The 21,310-nt window shown below is 37.1% G+C and carries 18 protein-coding genes and 4 pseudogenes; 6 read left to right on the top strand and 16 right to left on the bottom strand.

From position 1 onward, the window contains the following. Positions 1–91 precede the first annotated feature (91 nt). Positions 92–289 carry a winged helix-turn-helix domain-containing protein gene (locus tag TR08_RS34030; protein ID WP_081954569.1) on the top strand — a complete coding sequence of 66 codons (198 nt, stop codon included), beginning with the start codon at positions 92–94 and terminating at the stop codon, positions 287–289. A gap of 240 nt (positions 290–529) precedes the next feature. Here TR08_RS34030 and TR08_RS20090 read toward each other — a convergent pair whose 3' ends face one another. Beyond that, positions 530–982 carry a nucleoside deaminase gene (locus TR08_RS20090; RefSeq protein ID WP_045521312.1) on the bottom strand — a complete coding sequence of 151 codons (453 nt, stop codon included), beginning with the start codon at positions 980–982 and terminating at the stop codon, positions 530–532. 61 nt (positions 983–1,043) lie between these two features. Between TR08_RS20090 and TR08_RS20085 the strand changes: the two genes are divergently transcribed. The 3 genes and pseudogenes from TR08_RS20085 to TR08_RS20080 all read left to right on the top strand — a co-directional run bounded on the left by TR08_RS20085 (position 1,044) and on the right by TR08_RS20080 (position 2,789). Continuing rightward, positions 1,044–1,451 (top strand): winged helix-turn-helix transcriptional regulator, encoded by a 408-nt coding sequence (locus TR08_RS20085; protein WP_045521310.1) that lies wholly within the window; start codon positions 1,044–1,046, stop codon positions 1,449–1,451. Positions 1,452–1,470: 19 nt separating this feature from the next. After that, positions 1,471–1,610 (top strand): annotated as a pseudogene (locus tag TR08_RS33695) (ABC transporter transmembrane domain-containing protein); the annotation flags it as partial. A 273-nt stretch (positions 1,611–1,883) separates the two neighbouring features. Beyond that, positions 1,884–2,789, top strand: a complete 906-nt coding sequence (locus TR08_RS20080) for a LysR family transcriptional regulator (protein WP_045521308.1) — start codon at positions 1,884–1,886, stop codon at positions 2,787–2,789. A gap of 236 nt (positions 2,790–3,025) precedes the next feature. On the opposite strand, the gene TR08_RS20075 is transcribed toward TR08_RS20080, so the two are convergent. The 5 genes from TR08_RS20075 to TR08_RS20055 all read right to left on the bottom strand — a co-directional run bounded on the left by TR08_RS20075 (position 3,026) and on the right by TR08_RS20055 (position 9,356). Further along, positions 3,026–4,243: an MFS transporter gene (locus tag TR08_RS20075; RefSeq protein WP_045521306.1), complete on the bottom strand. Its 1,218-nt coding sequence runs from the start codon at positions 4,241–4,243 to the stop codon at positions 3,026–3,028. A gap of 64 nt (positions 4,244–4,307) precedes the next feature. Then, positions 4,308–5,543, bottom strand: a complete 1,236-nt coding sequence (locus TR08_RS20070; RefSeq protein WP_045521304.1) for an amidohydrolase — start codon at positions 5,541–5,543, stop codon at positions 4,308–4,310. 29 nt (positions 5,544–5,572) lie between these two features. Then, positions 5,573–6,796, bottom strand: a complete 1,224-nt coding sequence (locus TR08_RS20065; protein WP_045521301.1) for an amidohydrolase family protein — start codon at positions 6,794–6,796, stop codon at positions 5,573–5,575. Positions 6,797–6,936: 140 nt separating this feature from the next. Then, a complete protein-coding gene (locus tag TR08_RS20060; RefSeq protein ID WP_045521299.1) occupies positions 6,937–7,527 on the bottom strand; it encodes an ankyrin repeat domain-containing protein in 591 nt (196 codons plus the stop codon). 554 nt (positions 7,528–8,081) lie between these two features. Then, positions 8,082–9,356, bottom strand: coding sequence for a mechanosensitive ion channel family protein (locus TR08_RS20055; protein WP_045521297.1), 1,275 nt, complete (start codon positions 9,354–9,356; stop codon positions 8,082–8,084). 131 nt (positions 9,357–9,487) lie between these two features. On the opposite strand from TR08_RS20055, the gene TR08_RS32710 reads away from it, so the two are divergent. Then, the gene (locus TR08_RS32710; RefSeq protein WP_193747806.1) at positions 9,488–9,664 is read left to right on the top strand and encodes a hypothetical protein; all 177 of its coding nucleotides are present in this window, start codon (positions 9,488–9,490) and stop codon (positions 9,662–9,664) included. An 812-nt stretch (positions 9,665–10,476) separates the two neighbouring features. On the opposite strand, the pseudogene TR08_RS33350 reads toward TR08_RS32710, so the two are convergent. From TR08_RS33350 to TR08_RS31310, 3 genes and pseudogenes are all read right to left on the bottom strand, one after another. Beyond that, a pseudogene (locus TR08_RS33350) lies at positions 10,477–10,545 on the bottom strand (class I SAM-dependent methyltransferase); the annotation flags it as partial. Positions 10,546–10,594: 49 nt separating this feature from the next. Continuing rightward, positions 10,595–12,628: a YhgE/Pip domain-containing protein gene (locus TR08_RS20050; protein ID WP_045521296.1), complete on the bottom strand. Its 2,034-nt coding sequence runs from the start codon at positions 12,626–12,628 to the stop codon at positions 10,595–10,597. A gap of 161 nt (positions 12,629–12,789) precedes the next feature. Further along, positions 12,790–12,960, bottom strand: a pseudogene (locus tag TR08_RS31310) (ECF transporter S component); the annotation flags it as partial. A gap of 708 nt (positions 12,961–13,668) precedes the next feature. On the opposite strand from TR08_RS31310, the gene TR08_RS20040 reads away from it, so the two are divergent. Continuing rightward, on the top strand, positions 13,669–14,124 hold the full coding sequence (locus TR08_RS20040; protein ID WP_045521292.1) for a YfmQ family protein: 456 nt from the start codon (positions 13,669–13,671) through the stop codon (positions 14,122–14,124). 381 nt (positions 14,125–14,505) lie between these two features. Here the strand turns inward: TR08_RS20040 and TR08_RS20035 are convergent, their stop codons facing one another. From TR08_RS20035 to TR08_RS20010, 7 genes and pseudogenes are all read right to left on the bottom strand, one after another. After that, positions 14,506–15,315 (bottom strand): uroporphyrinogen-III synthase, encoded by an 810-nt coding sequence (locus TR08_RS20035; RefSeq protein ID WP_045521290.1) that lies wholly within the window; start codon positions 15,313–15,315, stop codon positions 14,506–14,508. A gap of 36 nt (positions 15,316–15,351) precedes the next feature. Further along, on the bottom strand, positions 15,352–16,404 hold the full coding sequence (locus TR08_RS20030) for an acyl-CoA dehydrogenase family protein (protein WP_045521288.1): 1,053 nt from the start codon (positions 16,402–16,404) through the stop codon (positions 15,352–15,354). A gap of 187 nt (positions 16,405–16,591) precedes the next feature. Then, a pseudogene (locus TR08_RS33345) lies at positions 16,592–16,881 on the bottom strand (nitrilase-related carbon-nitrogen hydrolase); the annotation flags it as partial. 38 nt (positions 16,882–16,919) lie between these two features. Continuing rightward, a complete protein-coding gene (gene deoC / locus TR08_RS20025) occupies positions 16,920–17,543 on the bottom strand; it encodes a deoxyribose-phosphate aldolase (RefSeq protein ID WP_045521286.1) in 624 nt (207 codons plus the stop codon). A 40-nt stretch (positions 17,544–17,583) separates the two neighbouring features. Further along, entirely contained in the window at positions 17,584–19,059 is a 1,476-nt protein-coding gene (locus tag TR08_RS20020) for an aminotransferase class I/II-fold pyridoxal phosphate-dependent enzyme (RefSeq protein WP_045521284.1), read from the bottom strand. Positions 19,060–19,098: 39 nt separating this feature from the next. Then, positions 19,099–19,842, bottom strand: a complete 744-nt coding sequence (hemQ, locus tag TR08_RS20015) for a hydrogen peroxide-dependent heme synthase (protein WP_045521282.1) — start codon at positions 19,840–19,842, stop codon at positions 19,099–19,101. Next, complete coding sequence (locus tag TR08_RS20010; protein ID WP_045521280.1) at positions 19,835–21,148, bottom strand: aminotransferase class I/II-fold pyridoxal phosphate-dependent enzyme; 1,314 nt, start codon at positions 21,146–21,148, stop codon at positions 19,835–19,837. The genes hemQ and TR08_RS20010 overlap by 8 nt, the downstream gene beginning before the upstream one ends. Between the last annotated feature and the right edge of the window lie 162 nt (positions 21,149–21,310).

Raw genomic sequence — 21,310 nt, 5'->3', positions numbered from 1 at the left:
ATCGTCAAATTATGAGGAATTCTTCCACTAAATGACGATAAATTCATTTTATTCCAAAACTATTAAGTTACTATTAATTTGATGTAAAGATTTGCTCGTACCAACCGATGCCTGTCACCACCCGAAAATCCGAGGAAAAAGTGGAGTAAAGAAGTTTGAAAATGAAGTTGCTTTTGCTAGAAATTATTTAGTTTATGATGGTTACATAGATTATTCAGTTCGAGGCATATGGACACTAACCGAAAAAGGACGAACTGCGCCACATTATGTAAATCTTTCTAAGCAATAAATTTTTTGTCTATTAAAAATAAATGAAAACTAAAGGTTTGTCAGTTCATACAAATCCCTATAAAAAAATTTATCGGTATTTATTCAAATCAAAAAAATAAGGGTTACCACCAATGTTTGGTCGCCTTTTCATCCCTTATTTGAAATGATCCGTATAAACCGGAAATGTGCCCGTTTGCTGAAGATCAATAAACTTATATTAACTTGTTTCCTGAATCATTAAACTCACAGTTTCCAAAGACTACGTTCTCTCTTTCCAAAGCTTCATTGGATTTTTTTGCCCTTCATTTAATGGCATTTGTATCATCGAAAGTGAGCGTTCTGCTTTTGTTTTTTGTAAATCCTCATATATAGTTTTAGATTTCCCTAATCCCACTTCAACCGCATTCTCAACTGAAGCACAATAAAAAACCTTTTCGATTCCAGCAAAGTACATTGCCGTTAGACACATCGGACAAGGCTCCCCACTTGCATACATGGTATAACCTGATAGATCATTCGTTTGTAATTGCTCTTGCGCGCGCCGGATAGCCAGTAATTCCGCATGTCCACTAACATCATAAGTTTTGTGCAGCTCATTAACACCTACTGCTACAACTTTGTTATTTTTCACAAGTACTGCACCAAAAGGTTGTCCACCTTCACGAACATTTTCTATCGCTAGTTCTACTGCTCGTTCCATGAATTTATCCATTTCAAAACCTCCATTAATGATTTAAATTTAATACTGTTAATGTAATTATAAGACATTAACAATGGCCTTGCTAAATAATCGTTCACTTATTAAAGAAAACTCAAGAATGCAATGGAAAGAAATTGGTCAAGAAATACATATGACTGGGCAGGCTGTTGGAAACCGTATTAGAAGGTTAGAAGATATGGGCATAATTGAACAGTATACGATTGCAACAAATAAGGCGAAACTCGGACAGCCTGTGACTGCATTTATTACTGTTTTTGTAAATTCAGAGAATCACATGGCATTTCGTACGTTTTTCAATACGGAAGAGGCCATTTCCGAAGTTCATCGGATCAGCGGAGAGGGGTGTTATTTATTGGCTGCACACTTCGCCTCAAATGAGGAAATGGAGTTACTTCTTGAACGTCTCTTAACTCATGGTAACTACCGTGTCAATCTATCAATTGGAAGGTTAAAGTTCTAAAAACGCTTATATGTATAATCTTGTTACCTATTGGTGACATAAACTTGGATTAGCATTGAAATTGATATTCGTAGGAAATTGTTTGATTGCGTACAAAAGCTTTCATTACGATTCTATGAAACCAATAAGACAGGTCATTTGGTTTCAACTTTGAAAAACACAGAGGCTAGATTTCTCTGTGTTTTTTTCGACGTGGAGGAGCCCCTTCTTTTCATTAGATTAGGGTTCATTGGACTGCGGTTCTTTCCGTAAACTCTGGGAGGAGTTGGGATGTAAGTAAAACAAAAAATAAAATCATGAAGAGACGATACAACATCATGGCTCCTTTTTCGTTCCATTCAAATATGCTAACATGAAGATAACTAAACGAAAAATATATAAAAAATACAATTCACTTAGGTTTTTCATATATGAAAAAGGAGTTTTTCGACGATGGACATCAGACAACTGCGATACTTTATAGCGATTGTGGAGGAAAGGACCATTTCAGCTGCTGCGAAAAGACTTCATCTCTCTCAACCGCCATTAAGCCAACAACTGAAAGCAATGGAAGAGGAACTCGGCTCAAAATTAGCGGAAAGAAGTGGGAAATATTTAGAAGTAACGGAAGCAGGAAAAGCCTTATATAAATATGCTTTGCAAATGGATCAGTTAATGGAAGAGGCCAAAATGGAAGTTAAGGAAGTTGGAAACGGGGTGAACGGTAGGCTAACGATTGGAATTAATACCTTTTCTGTTGCCGATTTGCCCGAAACCCTTTATAAATTTAAAAAGCAATACCCTAAGGTGACTTATAAAATTCAGCAAAATGAGTCCGCTCATCTTTGTAAATTAGTGAGAGACCGGGTAGTCGAACTGGCTTTCATTCGATTGCCACTTGACTTGGATGATTTTTCAGTTCTTCACCTATATACCGAACCTTTTTACTTTATTACATCCAAACACAAGAAACTGTTTGACCATGAAGTGTCACTTGTGGACATTCAAAACCATCCACTCATATTACCAAGTACCCAGGGATTAGGAGTGCATTATTTAATTTTGGAAGCATTTTCCCGACTCCATCTGCATCCCAACATTGTTGGCGAATGTTCAGACATTACTCTTTTGATGGATTTAATTTCATCTGACTTTTGCACATCGATCGTTCCGGAAACACTGCTTAAACGGCATAAAGGGTATTCTATACATATTCACAAAATTTCCAGCTTTACCGAGATATCTTCCCCTGTCGGATTAATATGGCTAAAGAATCATTGCTTATCCAAAGCTGCTCAAAATTTTGTCGATTTATTCAAAAAAGAAGGAATGTACACACCATCCCTTCTAGAAGACTAAGTTACTCCCCAGCCTCCTTGGACAGCAGGGTATTGATCCCTTTCAGGCTTTTTTAGCAACGGTCTGGGCTATGTCCCCCGGACCGGCTGTGAGTAAGAAAAAAGCCAAGCCGAAACATTCGAGGGCTTAGCAAATATTTTCGTTAGAATGTTGGCTAGAGGCTGGACAGCGCTTTTTTCTTCCCTTTTAACTTACCATTAAAGACGGATCAAACGATTAAGTAGCGATCCACAGTGCTATAAGGCTTGATCCTTTTCTCTCCTATATTCTTGGTGGATTACTCCATTCTTATTCCCTACCCATTTGACTGATACGAAGCTGCTGACAAGTAGCACGAATGCTCCGAATAGATACGGCAGGTTGATATGAATATCGAATAAAACACCCGCAAGCACTGGCCCAAAAATTTGTCCGAGACTCATATAGGCGTTGTTCAACCCTGCTACAAATCCTTGTTCATTTCCAGCTTCCTTCGAAAGCAACGTGTTAATCGTCGGCCGTAAAATGTTATTAAATGTGAAAAACAACATCGTTATTACCATTACATAAAAGAAATTGCCCGAGAATAGCAAGAACACAAGAGATACTGCCGAAAGTAAAAGCATGCTGCTAATTATTGACTTTTCCCCAAACCTTTGTGTAAGACGGTTGGTCAGCATCACTTGGTTGAATGTACCGATCAAGGAACAAACCATAAACAAGATGGAAATATCTCTAGTCGTAAATCCATAGCTCTGAGTAACAAATAACGGGTATATCGCCTCAAAGTGAGTAAGTCCGAATGAAAGAGCGAATATCATAAACAATAGGATAAAATAACGAGATTTAACTGATTGTGCAAGTTGATGAAAAATATTTTCTCTCTTCGGTTTCGATTTCAGATGCACGAGACGAACCCCTACAGATCGGGATTCCGGTAATAATGGTAAGCAACAGATCACCGCTAGAAGACCAATACTTGCAGAAGCGAAGAAAGGAGCCCTATTTCCAAACTCAGCAAGCAATCCTCCCAAACCCGGACCAATAATAAAACCGGATGACATCGAAGCGCCTAGAAATGACATCGCTCTAGGCCTCTGTTCTTCTGTCGTGATATCAACGACATAAGCCATAATGGAGGGAACCAAGGCAGCAGAACCCATACCGCCAATTAATCGTGAAACAAGAAAAAGCGAGAAATGATCTGCAGCAGCAGCCAATAGGTTGGAAATAACGAATAAACACAGTCCGACGACAATCATCGGCTTACGTCCATATTTATCTGAGAAATCGCCAGCAATTGGCGAGAACAAAAACTGTGTCAAGCCGAAGGCGGATACTAAATATCCTGCTGCTTTTCCGCCTGCTCCGAAATCTATTAGAAGCTCAGGGAGAATCGGAATAACAAGCCCAATGCCAAGCATCGCAAGAAACATATAAGTCAGTAACAACGGAAACGCAGATTTTGTTGGCATGGATTTTTCTCCTCTATTACTCCAAACAGATGTAATTGTTTCTGTCCTAGAAATGATATTTTAATTATTCTTTACTTGATTCAAGAGAGCCTGAAACAATTTCTCCTTTGAACATCGTAGCTACTCGTTTCGATCTTCTTGCAATGGCTTCAGCGGAACAAGAGGCTTCAACTAACACAATGCTTGCTTCGTCCCCAACTTGCGGCCATATTTGTTCTCCTTTATCATTAAGCGGTGTTTTGCCACCGGAAATAAAGTAGAGAGTTTGTGCTAATGACCGTTCATCTGCCCATCTTGAAACTTCTGCCAAACGACCGGCACGTTCTAATACATCGCCATTTCCAAATGGTGACCAAACATCAAAAATGTTATCACATCCGACGGCAACCGCTACTCCTTTCCTGTGTAATAAGCCAACAGGTGGAAACTTTCTATCTATGGGCACACTCGTGATAATGGAAATCCCTGCATCAGCCAATCGTTCTGCCATATCTTCTGCTAGAGATGGAGGGATATCCCCAAGTCCAAATGCATGGCTAATCGCAACCTTACCTTGTAGACCGGCTTCTTTGGTTAAATGAGCCAATCGTTTCATTGTATATATACCTAGTTGATCCGCGTCATGTAAATGCAAGTCGATTCCAGCATTTCCTTCAACAGCAAGTTCCACCATTTCTTGTAAAGATGTTTCAATATCACCATCCACGGTAGCTGGATCAACACCACCTACAAGGCTTGCTCCTTGGCGAAGAGCCTCCCTTACTAAATCTTTTGCCTTTGTTCGCAATAAGCCATGTTGCGGAAATGCAACAATTTCATACGATAATTTCCCTTCAAACATATGCAATGCTTTTTGCACTTCTTCTAAATTCTTTAATCCAACCTCTGGATATAGATCCACATGTGTACGTACATGGGTTACTCCGGACTTCAAATAACTATTAAGTAACTTTTCCGCACGTTCTTGTGTAGTAGTTTCTAAGGTTGGAAGAACCTTTTTCTCGATTTCGAGCCGTTCAAAAATACTATTAACAGGTGTTACTGAACGCCATCTGTCGCCAAGGAGCGTTTTATCCAAATGACAATGTTTTTCTATAAAAGATGGAAGAACCAACAACCGTTTCGCATCTTTTTTTGGTAAATCGTCTTTAATAGTTTCAATAGAAGATACAATATTTCCAATTTTTCCATCCTTGATCAAAAGATGGACACCTTCCGTTTTTGTACCTGTTATGACACCATTATCAAGTTGATAACCACTCTCTAATAAAACATTTGTAAGCCAAAAAGTTGAGCTCATATTATACTTCTCCTTCTTTGTCACAATAATTAAAGTGCTCCAGCAACTAGATTTCCTTTAAATAAAACAGCTATTCTTTTAGCCCTCCTTGCAACAGCTTCGGCTGAACAACTTGCATCAACAAAAACGAGATCAGCGTTATCTCCTACATTTGGCCAAATGCGTTCTCCTTCTTTGTTTAAAGGGGTTATGCCTCCAGTGATAAACCCTAAGGTTTGTCCAAGTGAACGTTCATCACTTAAGCCAAAACGTTCCGCAAGCGTCCCTGCTTTTTCCAGACTATCTCCTTTTCCGAAAGGAGACCAGTGATCTGTAATGCTATCATCACCGAGAGATACTTCTATTCCTTTTTCATGCAAGAGAGGAATCGGAATCGTTTTTCCAATAGGAACAGATGATGTAATCGAAATCCCTTGTTGAACGAGTAACTCTGCAACTTCACTTGCCTCTTTTGACGAAATATCGGCAAAAGCTAAGGCATGACTTATGGTGACTCTTCCTTGCCATCCAGCTTCTTCTGTTAGAGAAGCCAATCGCTTAAACGTAAAAATACCAAGTTGTCCCGGATCATGTATATGAAGGTCAATGTTCGAATTGGCTTCTACAGCAAGCTCCATCACCGTTAGTAATGACTTCTCAATATTTTCATCAATGGTAGCAGGGTCGACACCACCGATTAGTGAAGCACCACTGCGCAATGCTTCTCTCACAAGCGGCACAGATTGGCTGCGTAATAAACCATGTTGTGGGAAAGCGACAATTTCTACAAAAGCTTTTCCTTTAAAAGCTTCGACTGCTAGTAAAGTTGCTTCTAGATTTTTCAACCCAATAACAGGATCAATATTGCAATGTGTTCTAATGTGCGTTGAACCTGAATGTAGCAACAAATCTAGTAATTTTCCTGCTCTTTCTTCAGCAACAGGAAGTAAGCGTGGAAGTAATTCTCGCTCTTCTTCTAGCCTTGTCAAAATCCCCTTAGCAGGAATTGTTGGCGCTTTCCAAGGACCTCCATAGTACGTTTTATCTATATGGATGTGCATATCTCTAAAGGATGGGAGCATTAAATAATTTTTGGCATCCTGTTTAGGTAAATTAGTTTCTAAAGGTTTGGAAGCTAAGGTAATTTCATTTATTTTTCCATCTTCAATACGTACATGGAATCTTCCTGTTTTTGTTCCTGTAACCGTACCATTTTCAAAGTGGTAACCGATTTCTAAGCTTACATTCGTTAACCAGTATGCTTTATCCGTCACTTTCTTTAGCCCTCCTTGGATTATGGATTAAGAGATCATTCTCAAACCTAACTGCTTCAACCGTGTTGAGAACTTTTGATTCCTTTTTCTGGATTTATAAATAAGAGATAAAAATATTACAGTCCCATATTCCTGTGTCGCTATCTCTCTACTTTTTTTAAAATATTTACAATTTCTTGAAATCCACGTTTTTGCGCATGCTCCAAAGGAGTAATTCCGTCCCCATCACCAATATGGACATCAGCTCCGTGGTCGACTAACAGTTGTACGATTTTTTGATGCTTTTCTCGGCCGTTTCCTAGAATGACCGCTTCCAATAATGCTGTCCAATGCAAGTTATTGATGTGATTAACATCGATGTCTGAATGAGTAAGTAGTTCTTGAACAACCTCAACATGTCCACGTTCTGAAGCAGGGATAAGGGCTGTACCCCCAAACCGGTTCGTAAGTCTTGTATCAGCATCAGCAGCAATCGTGAGTTTTACGATTTCGAGAAACCCTTCCGCTCCGGCATGCAAGAGTACATTTTCTAAGTTGTTATCACGAACGTTGATGTCTGCACCCTTTTGAATCAGTATCTTTACGGTATCTACCTTATTGTTATAAGTCGCTGCCATGACGGCTGTTCTTCCGTGTTCATCCGTTGCATTGATGTTTGCTCCGTCTTGAAGCAGTTTTAGGACGTTTTCAGTGTCTCCTTTTTCTGCCGAAAAAATCAATTGTTGGTTCATTATTTCCACCTGCTTTTCATTAGATTGCGGTTTTTTCGACTGCGGTTCTTTCGGTAAACTTTGCGAGGAATTGGGTACAGTTTGACACGCAGCAAGCAAAAAAAACAAATAAAAACATGAAGAGACGATACAACATTATGGCTCCTTTTCTTTCTTTACAAATATGCTAACATAAGGTCAACTATATGAAAAATATATAAAAAATAAGTTTTACATAGGTTTTTCGTATATGAGAAAGGAATGTTTTCAACAATGGATATCAAACAACTGAGATATTTAAGGTTTACTAGGGTACTGCCACATGCCCATCAAACTAACAACCTAAATTACTAGATACGGAATGATCCTTACTTCAAAACTAGCGAGTGATAGAAAAGTAGGCATACCAAAAAAGCCTTTTAAAACGCGATTTTTTTGCTAGGCAGCTTGTCTTTGCTTCACCGTCGTTTCATACACAACCCCTAGAATATCGAAAACGGTCATCTTCTTATACCGATGACTCAGGGTCGAACCGCCAAACTGGCAGGAAAGTTAACACCAATAAGGCGGTATTGCTATGAGTAGTGATCGGTTTCTCTACTCCTTCCATTCCCGCCAAATTCCACTATCATATTTTTAAAGTCATTCCCTGAGGGATTCTGGAAAATATGAAGTCCAAATTCAGGGGCTACTGCAAAAAGATGATCAAAGATATCGGATTGTATCGTTTCATACACATGCCAGCGAATATCATTGGTAAATGCATAAATCTCTAGTGGCAATCCATTTTCAGTTGGTGCCAATTGTCTTACGAGTAAGGTCATTTCTTGACTGATTCCTGGATGATGTTGAAGATATTGGTTAATGTACGTTCTGAAAATACCGATATTGGTAAGTGCCCGGCCATTTACTGGATTATGCCGGTTAATTTCATTCATGGCATTGTATTCAGCAATTTCACGTTCCTTAGAAGTTATGTAATCGGAAAGAAATTGGATCGTTTTGAATTTCTCTATCATTTCTTCGGTGCAAAACGTGATACTTTTGGTGTCGATAAATAAAGATCGCTTAATTCGACGTCCACCAGAAGCTTGCATCCCTCTCCAGTTTTTGAAAGAATCAGAAATAAGAGCATAACTTGGGATTGTCGTAATCGTTTTATCAAAGTTCTGAACTTTTACCGTATTCAAAGAGATATCAATAATATCGCCATCCGCTTCATACTTAGGCATTTCAATCCAATCTCCAACACGCACCATATCATTGGCCGCTAACTGAATTCCAGCTACAAGTCCTAAAAGCGAATCTTTAAACACGATCAGAAGAACAGCTGATAAGGCACCAACCCCGCTTAGAAGAATAAAAGGACTCTCTCCCATCCAATGAGCGATAACGACAATTCCTCCGAGAATGAAAATAATGATTTGAACCACCTGAATATATCCCTTGATTGGCTTAATCTTGGAGATTTCAAAGGTTAAATAAATATCATTGAATGCTTTTAAAAAACTATTAATGACCATTAACCCGACAAATACTATATAGGTAATGGCTCCTTTTTCTATCAAATGTTGAAAGTCAGGAAAAGTAGATGAAAAATAATAAATAAAAATTGCTGGAACAATATGGGATAACCTGTGAAAAACCTTCCTTTCTAAAAACATATTATCCCACTCGAATTTGTTATTTGTAATAATGTGAGTAATGACCCTCAACACTACCTTCTTCGTGATAAAATTCGCAGCTATACAAAGAACCCCTAAAAAAAGAATCATAATTATAGCAGCAAGATAATCAGTAACGACTGGGTCCATCCCATATTCAAGCAGTCGATTGCGAATCAGCTTCATATTTTCCCTCCATTTATATCATCATAACGTAGTCAGTACGCTACACTATTCTATATTTAGATTCCCTAATATTCGATGCATTCATGTATTTTTCGGAAGTACCATGCATGGGAAAATCATGTTTGTGAAATATGGAAAAACTACAAGAAGCATTTGCAATCCCAGAAGCAAAACAAGCAGAAGAAGATGGTCCTAATCTTTTTAAACACTGGAATAACATCCGAATATTACTACTATTGAATAGAAATAAATGGGACAGTTCCTCTGCCTCCATTATGAAGGAAGGACACATCCCATTTTCAGACTAAATATAAGAGATTACTATATATGATTCGGAAGATTGCTAACTGACTTTAACTGTTACCATTTTGTAGGGTTTTCCATGCTCTCAACACTAACCGAACGTACTATTTGATCATGCAGCATTTCCTCATAAGAAGCTATCCTTTTTATCTTGATCTAATTTTTTCATCTCCAGCTCTAACTTTTTTTCCACTAACTCCATTTCTTTTATCTTTAGTTCATTATCTTTTTTCTTAATATACCCATAATAAAAAGCTCTACACCTAATTCCTCTAGAGTTGACCCCAGAGGAAAAGTATTTTTACCTCTATCTTCTTACGAATTCAAATACGACTTAATTGGTATCTATAAGATTACCAAAAAACAAATGGCATGGAGCAGGTTGAATTTTGTAACAAATATAGGATTTAATGGGTGTTTGCCTTAAAACAAATTCAACCTTTGTCATGTTTTCTAATATGTTGCAAGGGACCATTTGGAAACTTGACTTACAAAGAGGGGTATTTCGAAATGTGAAGGATATTAAATATAAAGAGAAGCTTTGGTAAGGATTGTTACAATATAGAAATCAATTTTTCTACTGATTCGGCAAACTGAAAAATCCTCGTGAACGTTAAATGAACCAACATTTACGAGGATTAAAATTTCGTTTGACAAAACCTATGTATTTTTTCCGTGTTTCTTGACAGGGTTAAACAAATTTGAATGGATTCATTTTTTTCTTCTACTTACTCTCCTAAAGCCCCTGTGTTAAATAAAGTAGTTGCCCTAATAATAGAAAAGGCAGCGCTATTTTCGTAAGCAAATTAGTGCACGCTTATTTTCTTCCACTCAAAATCATTGCATTTCCTAATACTTTTTTGTTCAATAGTAGCTTTGGTAATTTTTTAGGATTCACATTACCTATTATCGTTTGACTGGAGAGATGTCGTTTTTTATGGGACTATTTTGGTTGATTTAGACCTTTCTGCTGTCCGGTGAATCCACGCTCCCAAAGGCCGTTTTAGAGCAAGTGCCACAAAGAAGCTAATTCCGATAAAAATTAGCAGAAAAAGGGTGTCTTTTATCACGATCGTCTTAATCATTCCACCCACCGTTTCACGCAGTATGCTGACCGCATATGTGAATGGCATGAACGGGTGCAATTTTTGAAAAAAGGAAGGCGTCAAGCTTACCGGAAAGGTTGCACCTGAACTGGAAATTTGCAATACCAATAATATGATGGATAACCCCTTTCCAATATTGCCAAACACCGAACATAGAGTATAAATAATAATGGTAAATACGATGCTGATATAAATACTAAATAGCACAAACCATAGTTTGTCCGCGATATACGCATGGATTAAATACAAATCTCCTACTGATGCAATAACAGCTTGGAGAATGCTAATTGTCAAAAATGTTAATAGTCTTCCAAAATAAATTTGGTAATGTTTATATTGAATTTCCACGTTTTCTACATCGACTCGTAATGAAGACACCAGAAGTGTGCCGCCTACCCAAAGTGCCAGCATGGTATAAAAGGGTGTCATCGCTGAACCGTAATTCGGAATTGGAAAAATCCGCTCTGTTTTTAACAGAATCGGTTTTGCTAAAAAACTGCTTTCCTTATTCGGATCATGCTTTAAGTATTCAATCAATTCATAAATATTAACACTGCTCTTAAACTTTCTGAGTCGATCTGCTGCAGTCCTTACTTTTTCTTCGAATCCCGGCAAATCATTTCTGGCAAAGTCAGCTGCTTTATGGATAGCTTGTTCTGCTGCTGGTAGCTTGGTACGAACAAGATCTGCGGCTTCATGAATATCGGACTCCACTTTAGGTAGGTCGTTCCGTACAAAATCAGCTGCTTTATGGATTTTTTGTTCAACAGTGGGCAGTACATTTTTAACAAAATCTGCTGCTGTGTTAATCCCACCAGTAACCTGATCTAACTTTTGCTGTAAATCCTTCCGCGTATTTTGGATGATTCCAAGAATGTTCATTAATTCATTGTATAATGTAGTTAACTGCTCCGAATTGGTTGTTGTACCTGATTGATTCGCCTCATTGACACTATCAATTGCTTGTTTTAATTGTGTTTCTATTTCGGTGATATGAGTCACAACGTCATTGATAATGGCAGTGGTTCTAGAAATATCGTTGAGCCTTTCCTGAATAGCTAACACTTGTTCACCCGCATCCTTGACTAGTGGTAGGCTTGCCTCAACTTTTAGAATACTAGCTCCCACCTGGTCAAGTTCAGGAATCCTCTGTTCTAAGGCAATAATTTCTTGTCCTTTCTCATGAATTTCAGGTAATTTTCCTTCCAATTCTATCGCTTTACGCCCCATTTCTTCTATTTGAGGGAGTGCCTTTTCAAGCTCAAAGATTTGGTTTTCTACAGAGAAAATGGACGGTAAATCCTTTTCAAGTTCAACTCCTGCTTTATAAAATGCCGAGAAAATCGCATCTCCAACTGTTTTGATAAAAGCTTCACTAATTTGGGCGGTTACACTTGTGGCACCAGTGGCAGCAATTTTAGGAGCAACGGCATTAATTTTTTCATTTACACCAAAAAGGATTTGAGGCTTTTCTGGATTCTCTTCTAAAATACTTGTAATTTTCTTAGAAAATTCTTTTGGAATAATAAGATAGGCATAATAATCACCATGTTTTACGCCTCGTTTGGCTTCTTTCTGGTCGACAAACACCCAGCCAAGCTTTTTATTCTTTTTTAGAGCTTTTATCGTTTCTTCTCCAACATTAATCTTCTGCTTGGTTAAACTAACTACAGCGCCTTCATCTTCATTGGCAACGGCAACAATTATGCCTGAAGTATTCCCATATGGATCCCACATAGACTTGATGTTAAACCATGCATATGCGGAAGGAAGCAGCATAAGTCCAACCACCAATAATGCGACTGTTGGAACACTAAAGATATTTTTCCAATCAGTAGTATATATACTCCATATTTTCCTCATTTATAAAAACACACCCATTTCACAACATAATATTTATATTGTTGTAAATAATGGTGTTTTTATCCCAAATCAAAACCTCAACGTGCAAGTCAATTTTGGGGTGCGGTTTGAACATTTTAGTTAATCTTGCGATATAGCTTTTAGCAATGCCCCTGTAAGAATCAAACTCTTTTCTTTAAGCGACCTACAAGAGTTACTACAATTATACCTGCAATTACGACCTGCATAACGTTTCCAGGGATGGAGCCGAATGGCTGTATCCAGTTACCATAAAGGAGCACTTCTGCAAAATAATAGCCAACAACTTTTATGATTAGTGCAGTAACAATGGAGAAAATGCAACAAAAGAAGTTTTTAAAAAACTACCTGAATATATCTGGATAAAAAACTTGTTGTTGTTTTTCATTTTCATTTTCTTTTTGCACACCTATCGTATAACGAGGCGTAAACGTATCGTGTAGCTACGTATTCCGAATATATATATCATTTTCATCTTGGTCGCAAACTTTCTTGCCGAAAAAAATCTCTTCTGGTTTACAAACAGATTCATATAGGCGGCGATTTTCCTGTTTTTGAATGGACTCCAAAACATATTGAATAAGTGAGAGATCCTCCACATCCTTAACGTTTTTCGTGATCATGTTTTTCTTTTTATATCTTTAAATAGGCACCTATAATTCGTGGAATAATGGGTGAAATTGATGACTCTGACGGGTGCGAATGTTGAATAAGTATTAGCAAATAGACCTTCTTTTGAGGTCTCTTTTTTAATAGAGCCAACTATTTTGGATGAGTCCATTGAATTTCTCCAAATTGGATTAAACACAACGATCGATAATTTCAAAGCCAAAGGTATAGTCAGATGGGAGAAAGAAGCAGTTCCGCAACTTAGTGGTTGGCTAAATTCGTTGAGAATTGGATGGTTCGTTAAATGAAAAATTACCTTATGATATTTGTGATAATCGAAATGTAAAAGATATAAACGAGGACCTACAGGTAAATTAGTAATCAAAGATTATGACTAAAGGAGTCGATAAGATATGACATGGACTATTGCACTTTTGGTATTGCTTGGAATTGTGATTAAAATGGTAACGAGTCCTCCAAGTGCAGTTGTGAAATGGATAACAAGTAAATTTGCACTTCATCCAAAACTTAATTCAAAGGATGTTACTGTAACATATATCGGAGAGCACTTTGTAGAGGAAGAAAAAAATCGATTTATTGACTATTTTAATGAAGCAACTTTTTTAAAACAATATGATATCTTTCCAGGCAAAGAAAAATTATTTCTACATCCAGAGACACATGTTACTCCATTTGTTATCAACGTAAAAAGAGGGAAAAAAGATAGTAAGATCTTTGTTTATTGTTTTGCAGATTACGTTTATGTAGTCAAGCAGTACAAAAAGAAAGTTGTAGCTTATAATCTTAGGTCTGATAATCTACAAAAATTCACTATATCTACCAAGATATTTTCTAAAGATGTAATATGATTTACTTTAAATAACCTTGCTTTCTGAAACTAGTAATTGTTTGTTGTGTAAAATATCTTCAGATATTTTAATATTTTGCATTTAGGGTGGTAAACATGAAGTTAATCCTCATGCTAGTACTTATTGTTGCGATGGTAGTTTTATTTTTTTGTGGTTATTTTGCAGGAATGTTAAAAGAACGGTACGGAAAAAATCTATTAATCGTTATACCCATTTGTATATCCATGTTTATGTTTCACCTTATATAGGCTTTATCTGAATTAGCAAAATCTGCAAGATGGCAATAAGAAAGAATAATTAAAAAAACGCAAGTGCTTATGCCTTGCGTTTTTTTAGTTTTTAATTTTGGTTGTAAAGTAAAAATCTAAAGAACCTCAACTCCTAATGATTAAGATAGTATCGGGAAAGTTCCATAATCATCGCACCCATTCTTTCATGTTCAGGGACAAGTATTTGCTCAACTCCCTCTTCTCTTAAAGCCTCCGCAGTAACTTTTCCAACTGCAACCGCAAGTATATGCCCATTAAAAGAAGTTAAAAGCCTGCCTACATAATCCTTCTCCCTTGCAAAATCAAAAAGAGAACGGACTTGAATGGCAGTAGTAAAACAAATTGCGTCCAACTTTTCCTCCAATAGCTCTTCACATAGTGTTGCAACGGTTTCTGTTGCTGGAGGAATGTGCTGGTATGGGAGAATCAATGTAACATCTGCACCTTTTTCTTCAAGAAATTTTATTAAAGTTGGCGCTTTTTCACCATGTAGCTGAACCATTACTCTTTTTCCGGAAAAATCAAATCTCTCCAAGGATTTTATTAAACTACTGGTTGTACCATCTTCATCTAGTGCTTCCGGTTTTATCCCAAGTTTTTTTATGGTCGAAAGTGTCTTATATCCTCTCGAAGCAATCTTGGCTTGTTGGATCATGTTTATAAACTGCTGTTTTATCCCCTGCTTCTCAGCTATATCCAACAAAGTTTCCATACCTATCCCCGTTGTGAAAATTGCCCAATCTGTACCCTCCTTTACCATTTTATTCAGATTTGGTCCGACCTCTTTTTCCGCCAAAAATACAGTCCCTTGCAGCGAGCGGACAATTGGAACTCCGCCCTGTTTTTCAATAAGTATACTTATCTCATCCGTTTTGCGGGATGCACCGATAGCAACCCGTTTCCCCGTAAGTCCTTTTGACATACCGCTGCCCTCTTTCTATTTATAATAGTTTACTAACTAAAATAACGTTTCTAACTGCTTTATTGTTGGACTCAGATTTGCTAAGAAATACGCTTCTCTTAGTCTTCTGAATTGATCACTCCCCTGTATATAAGATTGGCCTCCAGAATAGAGCATGTCTGCCTGGACTACTTTCAAGGTTACCTTGGCAATTTCTAATCGTGTTCGCAATATTTCCGTCCAAATAATTGTTATATTTGAAGCCTGTGCATGTTCATATGTTCTTTTACTGATACACTGTATTTCATCGATTAATTCCCTTGGCTGCGGTTTTATATGTTGATTTACTTCTATATTTTTCGAATGACTTTTGACAATTGAATCAATAGCAGCCTGTGATATTCCTATTCCCAAAGGTATTTGATAAAGAGCTAATATTGGGCGGACTTTTGGGATAAATTCGTCCGCTTCTTCTGTTAAAATCCACTTATCTGGAATAAATACATTGTGAAAAAAACAAGAGGAAGTTGCACTACCATTTAAACCTATAAAGTCCATTTTACTTTTTAACACTAAACCTTTTAGTTTTACAGGAATCATACACATTATTCGCTGTTTTGGATTTAGAGATGCTAGGATAACAAACCAATGGTCGTCGTCCAAATTAGACACGCTCGGCAAACAGCCAGATATAGTATATCCCCCATCGGTCCTTTCAGCATTTAAACGAATCGGTTCTAACCCGGCATAATATTTTAATGCGTTTGATAAGCCAGTTCCGCCCAGCACGTCTCCTGATTCTAATAATGGTAATAAATCGTTTTTAAAAACAGGATTGTTGCTCAATCTCACAGACGACAAAGCAGCTAAATGACACCATAATGTAAAAGCTGATGTCATGCAATACTTTGCAGTTTCTTCTATTAAATAGATATCTCCATAGCTCACAAGTTCCTTCTGTATATTGTTTGAATTGAAAAAACCAGCTTTACCAACCGCACTGAGAAATTCTTTCGGATAAGAAGCATTTTCATCAATTTGTCTAATAAATGGTTTAAGTTGTTCATTAATGATCTGATTTAAAACGACCTCATCATTTTTTGTTCTCACATACGCCACTCCTAATCTGGTTTGAAGAAAGGTTCAATACATGACCACCAGACTTTTTTATTTTTCAAATATTCTTGTTCTGTTTTAAATAAAATAACATTAACATCTTTAATAATAATTCACTATATAAAAAAGCCGAATTCCTATAAAGAAGAAAACGGCTTTATCCTGTAGGATGGTAATTCTATCATTTCAACCAGATTGTGCTTTTCTGTTTTTGTTTGTCTACTACCAATTTAAATACATCAGGTCTTGAATAATGACCAACAGGATCAAAGGCATATTGACTATAGGCTATGTCTTTCATATCAAGGTCTGCAATGATAATCTCTTCTTTCCCCCAAACAGGCTCCGCAATATAATCACCAAGTGGTCCAACGATTGACTTCCACCGTTACTCATCACATCTGGAGCTGAAACAAGGTCATCATAACAAGCTAAATCCTTAGGGTACATATCCTTGGTTACATTTTGATTAGAGAGTTTAAATTTATATAGAAGGATTCATTATTCACTTATCCTAGTATTTTTATGGCAGAGCTGGTACCAATTCTTGTTGCTCCAGCATCTATCATTGCTTTGATATCTTCTATATTACGGACTCCGCCTGATGCCTTGACTCCAATATTTGGTCCAACTGCTTTTCTCATGATCGCTACATCTTCAACAGTAGCTCCGTGTAAAGAAAATCCTGTTGAAGTCTTGACATAGTCTGCTCCAGCTTTTACAGATAATTCGCATGCTCTTACTTTTTCTTCATTCGTTAATAGACATGCCTCAATAATAACTTTTACCAGAGCCTTTCCTTTTGCAGTGTCCACAACTGAACGTATATCTTCCTCAACAAGTGCATCGTTTTTGTCTTTCAATGCACCAATATTTATCACTGTATCTACTTCTGCAGCCCCATTTTCAATCGCATTTTTGGTTTCAAACGCCTTTGTTTCGGGTGTGTTCGCACCTAATGGAAATCCTATAACCGTACAAACATTTACATCCGAATCGCGTAAAAGTTCTGTTGATAAGCTTACCCATGCAGGATTTACACATACTGATGCAAAGCCATATTGTTTTGCTTCTTGGCATAAAATTATGATTTCATTTTCGTTGGTGACAGGTGAAAGTAATGTATGATCAATTAATTTTCAAAGTTCATCTAATTCGCCGCCTTATGGTTTTTTATTTAATAGCTAGGTGTTCTTTAATTACACGTATTTTATTTAGTTCAACATCCTCGGCACCTTGAACAGGAAGCCCAGCTTCAACATTCTTCCTTGTATATACTAGATTTTCCTGGGTGATAATTTCTCCTGGTATAAAAATAGGAATTCCTGGTGGATAAACCATTAAAAATTCTGCAATGATTCTTCCTGCAGACTCTTCAAACGGAATCACTTCTGTATCAGCATAAAAAGCATCTCGCGGTGTCAACGCTAGCGAAGGAATCTCAGGCAACAAAACAGAACTGTCTACATTCTTGTCCACCTGTATTTTGTATTCCTGGGATAATTCAGTTAATGATGATACAAATGTTATTAAATCTTCCTTCGTGTCACCAGGAGTGACTATACAGAGAATGTTGTAGAGATCAGATAATTCAACTTCAATATTAAATCTATTACGAAGCCATTTTTCCACATTGTAACCTGTAATACCTAGCTCTTTTACTGATATTAGCAGCTTAGTTGGATCCATCGCCACTGCAGCACTTGATTCCAAAACTTCACGGCCCATACAATACAGATGGGGAATTCCATTAATTTTCGAACGTGTTTCTTCTGCTTTTCGAATCGTGTCCTCTAACAGTGCTTGTCCTTCAGTAGCAAGTGATTTTCTTGCAACATCTAATGATGAAAGTAATAGATAAGAAGTCGAGGTAGTCGTTAACATACTTAGGACAGATTGTACCCTTTTAGGAGACACAAGTTTCCCACGCAAATTCAATATTGAGCTTTGAGTAAGGGAACCTCCTAGCTTATGAACACTTGTTGCAGCCATATCAGCTCCTGCCTCCATAGCAGATAACGGAAGTTCATTATGAAAATGAATATGTGCCCCATGTGCTTCGTCTACAAGTACAGGAATATCTCTTGAATGAGCAATTTTCACTATTTTCTTTAAATCACCAGAAACACCATAATAAGTTGGATTGATCACAAGAACTGCTTTTGTATCTGGATGTAACTCTAATGCTCTATCAATAGAGTCTGGTGTAATCCCATGAGAAATTCCAAAGTAGGAATCTACTTCCGGATGGATAAAAATAGGAACAGCACCTGAAAAAACAATGGCACTCATGATAGATTTATGAACATTTCGAGGCACCAGAATTTTATCACCTGGTCCGCAAACAGACATAATCATGGCCATAATGGCACCGCTAGTTCCCTGTACTGAGAAGAAAGAATAATCGGCACCAAAAGCTTTGGCAGCTAACTCTTGTGATTGTTTAATAATACCTTTTGGAAGATGTAAATCATCCAGAGGTCCTATGTTGATTAAATCGATAGAAAGTGCATTTTCACCAATAAATTCTCTAAACTCTGGATCCATTCCATTTCCCTTTTTATGACCGGGAATATGAAATTGGATCGGCTTTTCTTCTGCATGTTTTTTTAAGGCTGTAAATAGCGGAGTTTCAAATTGGTTAACCAATTTTTACACACCCTTTCTCATCTTGCATATTAAAGGCAATCATAGTTGTAGTAGATGATTAAAGTGTTCTTTTGACACATACTTTCCTATAAAAAAGGAACCAAACTCAGCAAATCGAGCACTTACTTCATCAAAACGCATTTCATAAATAAGTTTTTTAAATTGGATTGGGTCCTGTGCAAATAGGGCAACGCCCCATTCATAATCATCAAAACCGACAGATCCTAATATAATTTGTTTTACTTTACCCGCATACTTTCTACCAATTAAGCTATGGCTTCGCATCATTTGATTACGATCTTCGGTTGATAACATGTACCAATTATCACTTCCGCTGCGAAGCTTATTCATTGGATAAAAACAAATATAATCGGTGTTTGGTAGTTTTGGAAACAATCGTTGCCTTATTTCCGGTTTACTATATGGATCTTCCCCCTTAGGAAGATAATTACTAAGCTCTACTACGGATAAATACGATGTAGACTGCACTGTATACTCAGCGAACTTTGTTTTATTAATAGCTAATTCAATTTGCATTAATTCTTCAAGGGTTGGACGAAGAAACAAGAGCATAATATCTGCTTTATACCCTCCAATTTGAAAGAGGGCATGACTGCCTTCGGAATTTCCTTCGGTATCACTCCATTGGTTCCATAATCCCATCATCTCTTCAATAATTTCTTGACGTTCATTATCGTTTAAGGTCTTCCAGCTCTTCCAATCTATTTTTCGAAAATCATTAAGGCAATACCATCCTTCAAGTGTTTCTGCAGCATTAGACATTTTTGCTTACTCCCTTTATTACTAAATCATTGATACCACGGTAAATTAGTTCAAAGAGTTCTTCTAAGTCTTCTTCCTCGACACACGAAAAGGCGATGCGTAAGTCAGTTGTATTTATGGCAATGGTTCCTACTCCATATTCATTTAATAAATGAAGCCTCAATTCCTCTGCATCTACCTGATTAAGCTTTAAGCACATAAAATATCCAGAATTAAAAGGATAAAAACCCAAAGCTTCCTTATACTTTTCTCGAGTAATAATCTCTTTGACCTTCATCGCACGCCGCTTCATTATATTATGTTTTTTATACTTTTCCTCTTCATACTGGCTAGATTGCAAGGAGCGTAAAATGATAGTCTGAGACAAATGAGAACTGCTTGAAATGGTTCCTCTAATAAGTCCGTTTGTTTTTTGTTCTAGAGCTTCTAATATAATTGGACTATCGGCTGCAAAAGTTAAAAAACCTACTCTAAGTCCCCAAACATAGTTTTCTTTTGTTGCTCCATCCACCTTAATCGGTAAAATTCTTGGATGGATCCCTGCCAACCTACCAAACAATGACTCTTTTACAGAGTCCTCAAAAAACAAGCCGAAATAGGCATCGTCAAGAATTACAGCTAGATTAATACCAGCTTCTGCCGCTTCCATTAAGACTGAAATAATTCCTTCGACTTCTCTTTCCTTTGGCGTGTATCCCGTTGGGTTGTTCGGAAAATTAAGCAAGACGATTGCCTTACCTGCATCCTTTTGCTGAAGTAAACATTGTCTGAATGAGAGAACATTAAAGGTGTCACTGTTATCAAAAAGCTTAAAGGTCTTAAGATTGCCGCCTCTTCGAACATGAAAAATAGTTTGATAGTTCCCCCAATATTTATCTGGAAGAATGATGGTATCATTTTCTTCTACAAAAAGATCGGCTGCGAGACTTAATCCATGTGTAAGAGCATTTGTAGTAATAGGCAGTCCAATCAATCTATCATGTAAAGATGGATTATCTCGTAGTAATTTTCGTTTCCATTCTTTCCGTAACTCTAATTTTCCTGACGGCGGTGCATATGGATAAATATCCTCTGGGGAATATCCTTGTAACGATTCCTGTATATGTTCAAAATGCATCGGAACCTTCTTTTCAGTAGCAATTCCTATTGTTGCATTAAAACGGGTAGCTTTTTTAGTTGCTTCAGCACTTTGACTCAAGATTCCTTTTGGGTAATATAACTTCTTACCCATATTAGACAGTAAGTTAAATACATGTGGATTATATTTCTTAATAATATCGTTTAAATGTGTGGCAAGTTCGTTCATTTTATCTCTCCTTTACAGATACATTAATAAAATGCACTTCTCCATAATATAGGATTTATAAATTTTATTACCATCCAAATTAGCACTTTTTTTACCATCCATTTGCCTTCAAAATAAAAAGAACCACGATAAAATCATGATTCTTAGATAAGAAAACACATA

It is taken from the genome of Neobacillus niacini, from assembly GCF_000759675.1.
Classification (GTDB): Bacteria; Bacillota; Bacilli; order Bacillales; family Cytobacillaceae; genus Neobacillus; species Neobacillus niacini_A.
The sequence above is the reverse complement of the archived record's forward strand: the minus strand, read 5'-3'. Positions and strand labels throughout refer to the sequence as shown.